This is a genomic window from Pedobacter glucosidilyticus, from assembly GCF_002483235.1.
GTDB lineage: Bacteria > Bacteroidota > Bacteroidia > Sphingobacteriales > Sphingobacteriaceae > Pseudopedobacter > Pseudopedobacter glucosidilyticum_B.
The window spans coordinates 1-4,217 of sequence record NZ_DLHN01000003.1 but is presented as its reverse complement, the minus strand read 5'-3'; the positions used below and the strand labels follow the sequence as shown (position 1 = coordinate 4,217).

General features: G+C 35.0%; 4 protein-coding genes. All 4 read left to right on the top strand.

Features of this window, described 5'->3' with window-relative positions; translation table 11 throughout:
- Position 1: 1 nt before the first annotated feature.
- On the top strand, positions 2–2,074 hold the full coding sequence (gene rnr, locus B2745_RS00635; protein ID WP_304062305.1) for a ribonuclease R: 2,073 nt from the start codon (positions 2–4) through the stop codon (positions 2,072–2,074).
- 22 nt (positions 2,075–2,096) lie between these two features.
- Positions 2,097–3,071 (top strand): polyprenyl synthetase family protein, encoded by a 975-nt coding sequence (locus B2745_RS00630; protein WP_304062304.1) that lies wholly within the window; start codon positions 2,097–2,099, stop codon positions 3,069–3,071.
- Positions 3,072–3,077: 6 nt separating this feature from the next.
- Complete coding sequence (locus B2745_RS00625) at positions 3,078–3,470, top strand: VOC family protein (protein WP_414691913.1); 393 nt, start codon at positions 3,078–3,080, stop codon at positions 3,468–3,470.
- A 54-nt stretch (positions 3,471–3,524) separates the two neighbouring features.
- Positions 3,525–4,217: ABC-F family ATP-binding cassette domain-containing protein (locus B2745_RS00620; RefSeq protein ID WP_304062302.1), on the top strand; the 693-nt coding region annotated here is incomplete at its 3' end.

Below are 4,217 nucleotides of genomic sequence, written 5' to 3'. Positions count from 1 at the left end.
TATTTTTGAAAAAAACGGTAATAAACCACTCAACTATAAACAAGTAGCGGCTAAACTAAATATCAGCGACCCAGAATCAAAAAAAACGATATACGACGTTCTTAAAGATGTAACCAAAGAAGGTTTGTTTATAGAAAAAGAGAAAGGCAAATATCAATTACATGAGATAGAAACTTTTGTAACAGGAAAAATTGATATGGCTAATGATGGCTCGGCTTTTTTAATTCCTGATGATACGTTTGAAAACGATATTTACATAGCTCCACGTAAGCTAAGAACCGCTTTACATGGCGATATTGTAAAATTATATGTCTATGCCAGCAAAAAAGGTAAGCGTATGGAAGGCGAAGTGGTAGAAATCATCACTAGAGCTAAATTAGAATTTACAGGCTTGGTAAAAGTATCTCAACATTTTGCATTTTTTATTCCTGATGATAGAAAAATGCTGCATGATATTTTTATTCCTTTAGAGGATTTAAATGGCGCTAGAAATGGTGTAAAAGCATTAGCAAGAATCGTAGATTGGCCTGATGGTGCTAAAAATCCGGTTGGTATCATCAAAAGCATTTTAGGTAAACAAGGCGAGAATGATACAGAGATGAATGCCATCTTAGCAGAATACGGTTTCCCATTAGCTTTTCCGGAAGTAGTAGAGAAAGAGGCTAATGCAATATTAGACCAAATCTCTGAAGTAGAAATTGCAAAAAGAAGAGATTTTAGAAAAATCACCACCTTTACCATCGACCCTTTTGATGCTAAAGATTTTGATGATGCTATTTCCTTTCAAAAATTAGCAAATGGAAATTATGAAGTAGGTGTGCATATTGCCGATGTTTCTCATTACGTTATACCAGAAACAGAATTAGATAAAGAAGCTTTTGATAGAGGAACTTCGGTTTACTTAGTAGATAGGGTTATCCCGATGTTGCCAGAACGCTTATCTAATGGTTTATGCTCTTTGAGACCCAAAGAAGAAAAGCTGTGTTTTTCTGCTGTTTTTGAGCTAGACGCAGAAGCAAATATCCAGAACGAATGGTTTGGCAGAACAGTTATATACTCAGACAGACGTTTCGCTTATGAAGAAGTGCAAGAAATTATCGAGCAAAAGGCAGGTGATTTTGTTGATGAAATACTGATTTTAAATGATTTAGCCTATAAACTTAGAGACCGTAAGTTTAAACATGGTGCTATCAGCTTTGAATCTACCGAGGTTAAATTTAAACTTGATGAAAAAGGAAAGCCTACTGGCGTTTACATCAAAGAGCGTAAAGATGCGCATAAACTTATCGAAGATTTTATGTTGCTGGCCAACAGAAGAGTTGCCGAATTTATCGCTAAAAAAGGCAAAGGTAAAAACAAATTAACCTTCGTTTATAGGGCTCACGATTCGCCAAAGCCCGAAAGCTTAGCCAATTTCTCTCAGTTTGCTTTAAAGTTCGGACATAAAATCTCTACCAAATCAGATCGAGATACAGCCAGATCTTTAAATAAATTAATGGCTGATATTGAAGGTAAAAAAGAACAAAACGTATTAACACAATTAGCCATCCGTTCTATGGCGAAAGCTATTTATACCACCAAAAGTAGCAGTCATTATGGTTTAGCTTTTGATTTTTACACACATTTCACCTCTCCTATTCGTCGTTACCCCGATGTAATGTCGCACCGATTATTACAACATTATTTAGATGGCGGTGCAAATGCAAGTGCAGAGCATTACGAAAAACTTTGTCAGCATGCTTCCCAAATGGAGAAAAAGGCTGCTGATGCAGAAAGAGCATCTATTAAATACAAACAAGCAGAGTTTTTACAAGATAATATCGGACAAACCTATTTAGGTATTGTTTCTGGCGTTACAGAATGGGGTATGTATGTAGAAATTGAAGAAAATAAATGTGAGGGAATGATTAGGCTGAGAGATATTTCTGATGATTTCTATACCTTAGACGAGAAAAATTATTGTATTATTGGACAAAGAAAAAAGAAAATCTATCAGCTGGGTGATGAAGTGAATATCAGGGTGAAAAGAGTAGATTTAAGCAAGAGACAAATAGATTTTACGTTAATTTCCTAATCCCATTATCCTTTACAGTTAAATGTACAGCATTTCTAATCTTCAACAGTTAATCACCAGCGCTATAGCTCAGCAAAAATATCCGGTAAATCCATCAGAACTGTATGAGCCTATTAGTTATCTCATGAATTTGGGTGGTAAAAGGTTAAGACCTGCCCTATTGCTCATGGCAACAGATTTATTTAAAGGCGATGTAGAAAAGGCTATTAAGCCTGCTTTGGCGATAGAGGTTTTCCATAATTTCACACTTATGCATGATGATATTATGGATAAAGCCCCTTTAAGGAGAGGAAACCCAACAGTTCATGCCAAATGGAATGAAGCTGTAGCTATCCTTTCTGGAGATGTCATGCTTGTTGAAGCTTATAAACTCATCATGCAGGTTAAATCGGCTATCCTTCCAGATATTTTAAAAATATTTAACGATACCGCTGTTGGTGTTTGCGAAGGACAACAGATTGACATGAACTTTGAAAATTATCAGGAAGTAAAAGTTGATGAATACATCAATATGATAAGATTAAAAACAGCTGTTTTATTGGGTGGAGCATTAAAAATAGGTGCTTTAATTGGCGAAGCGGTAGAAAATGATGCACAACTTTTATATGATTTTGGCGAGAAATTAGGTATCGCTTTCCAACTTCAAGATGATATTTTAGATGTTTATGGTGATCCAGAGAAATTTGGAAAACAAGTGGGTGGTGATATCATTTCTAATAAAAAAACCTTCCTTTTAATTAGAGCTTTAGAATTAGCACAGGGAGAACAAAAAGTAGAACTCCAAAACTGGCTAAGTAAAACAAACTTTGATGCTCAAGAGAAAGTAGCGGCTGTTACTGCTATTTATAATAGCCTAAACATTCAAGAAATTGCTAAAAAAGAAATGGAGAGCTATGCCGCGAAAGGTTTAGCCTCTTTAAATAAAATAGCTGTTGATGAAGAAAGGAAATCTGTTTTAAGAGAGTTTGCAGATATGCTGATGTTGAGAGATAATTAAAGTTCGATGATGTTAGCACTTAAAAAGATACATCATATTGCCATTATTTGTAGTGATTATGCTGTCTCAAAGCATTTTTACACTCAAATATTAGGACTTCAAATTATAAGAGAAGTATACCGCGAGGCTAGAGATTCTTATAAATTAGACCTAGCCTTATGCGATGATTATTGTATAGAATTATTTTCTTTTCCCACGCCTCCTACTCGGCCATCATTCCCAGAAGCTTGTGGACTAAGACATTTGGCTTTCGTTGTTGATAATTTAGATAGCGTTAAGTTAACTTTAGAACATCAAAATATTAAGGTAGAGGATATTAGAATAGATGAGTTTACAGGTAAAAGATTCACATTTATTGCTGATCCTGATGGATTACCGATAGAATTTTACGAGTCTTAGTGTAACAGAAATCTGCAATAAAAGCTATCTAAAAATGCGTACCTTTGCGCCCAAATGATTGCGATAAATAATTTAACTTTCCGTATAGGTTCAAGAGCTTTATATGAAGAAGCTAACTGGCATATCAAACCAGGAGAAAAAATAGGTTTAATTGGTGCTAATGGAACCGGAAAATCTACACTTTTAAAGATTATCGTTGGCGAGTACTCTCCTTCTGAAGGTACCGTTTCTATGTCTAAAGACATTAAAATAGGTTACCTTAATCAAGATTTACTTTCTTACGATTCTCATCATACCATTTTGCATGTAGCTATGGAAGCTTTTGAGCGCCAAAACCAGCTGCATGATGAAATAGAAGTGTTACTTAAAAAAATTGAGACTGATTATTCTGATGAGCTCATCAATAAATTAAGTGATAAACAACAAGAATTTGAAGCTTTAGACGGTTATAATATCGAGTACAGAGCCAATGAGATTTTAGCTGGTTTAGGTTTCAGTACAGAAGATCAGCATAGGCCACTTAATACCTTCTCTGGAGGTTGGCGTATGCGTGTAATGCTGGCAAAAATACTTCTTCAAAATCCTGATATTTTGCTATTAGATGAGCCTACTAACCACATGGATTTACCTTCTATCAAATGGTTAGAGACTTATTTAAATGGTTTTGAAGGGGCTATTGTGATTGTATCTCACGATAGGTATTTCTTAGATAGAATTGTAAATCGTATTGTAGAATCCCGTAAAGGA

Excerpts from the sequence above, each read along its gene's own strand:
- B2745_RS00630 (WP_304062304.1), top strand. The coding sequence starts at position 2,097 with ATGTACAGCATTTCTAATCTTCAACAGTTAATCACCAGCGCTATAGCT.
- B2745_RS00625 (WP_414691913.1), top strand. The coding sequence starts at position 3,078 with ATGATGTTAGCACTTAAAAAGATACATCATATTGCCATTATTTGTAGT.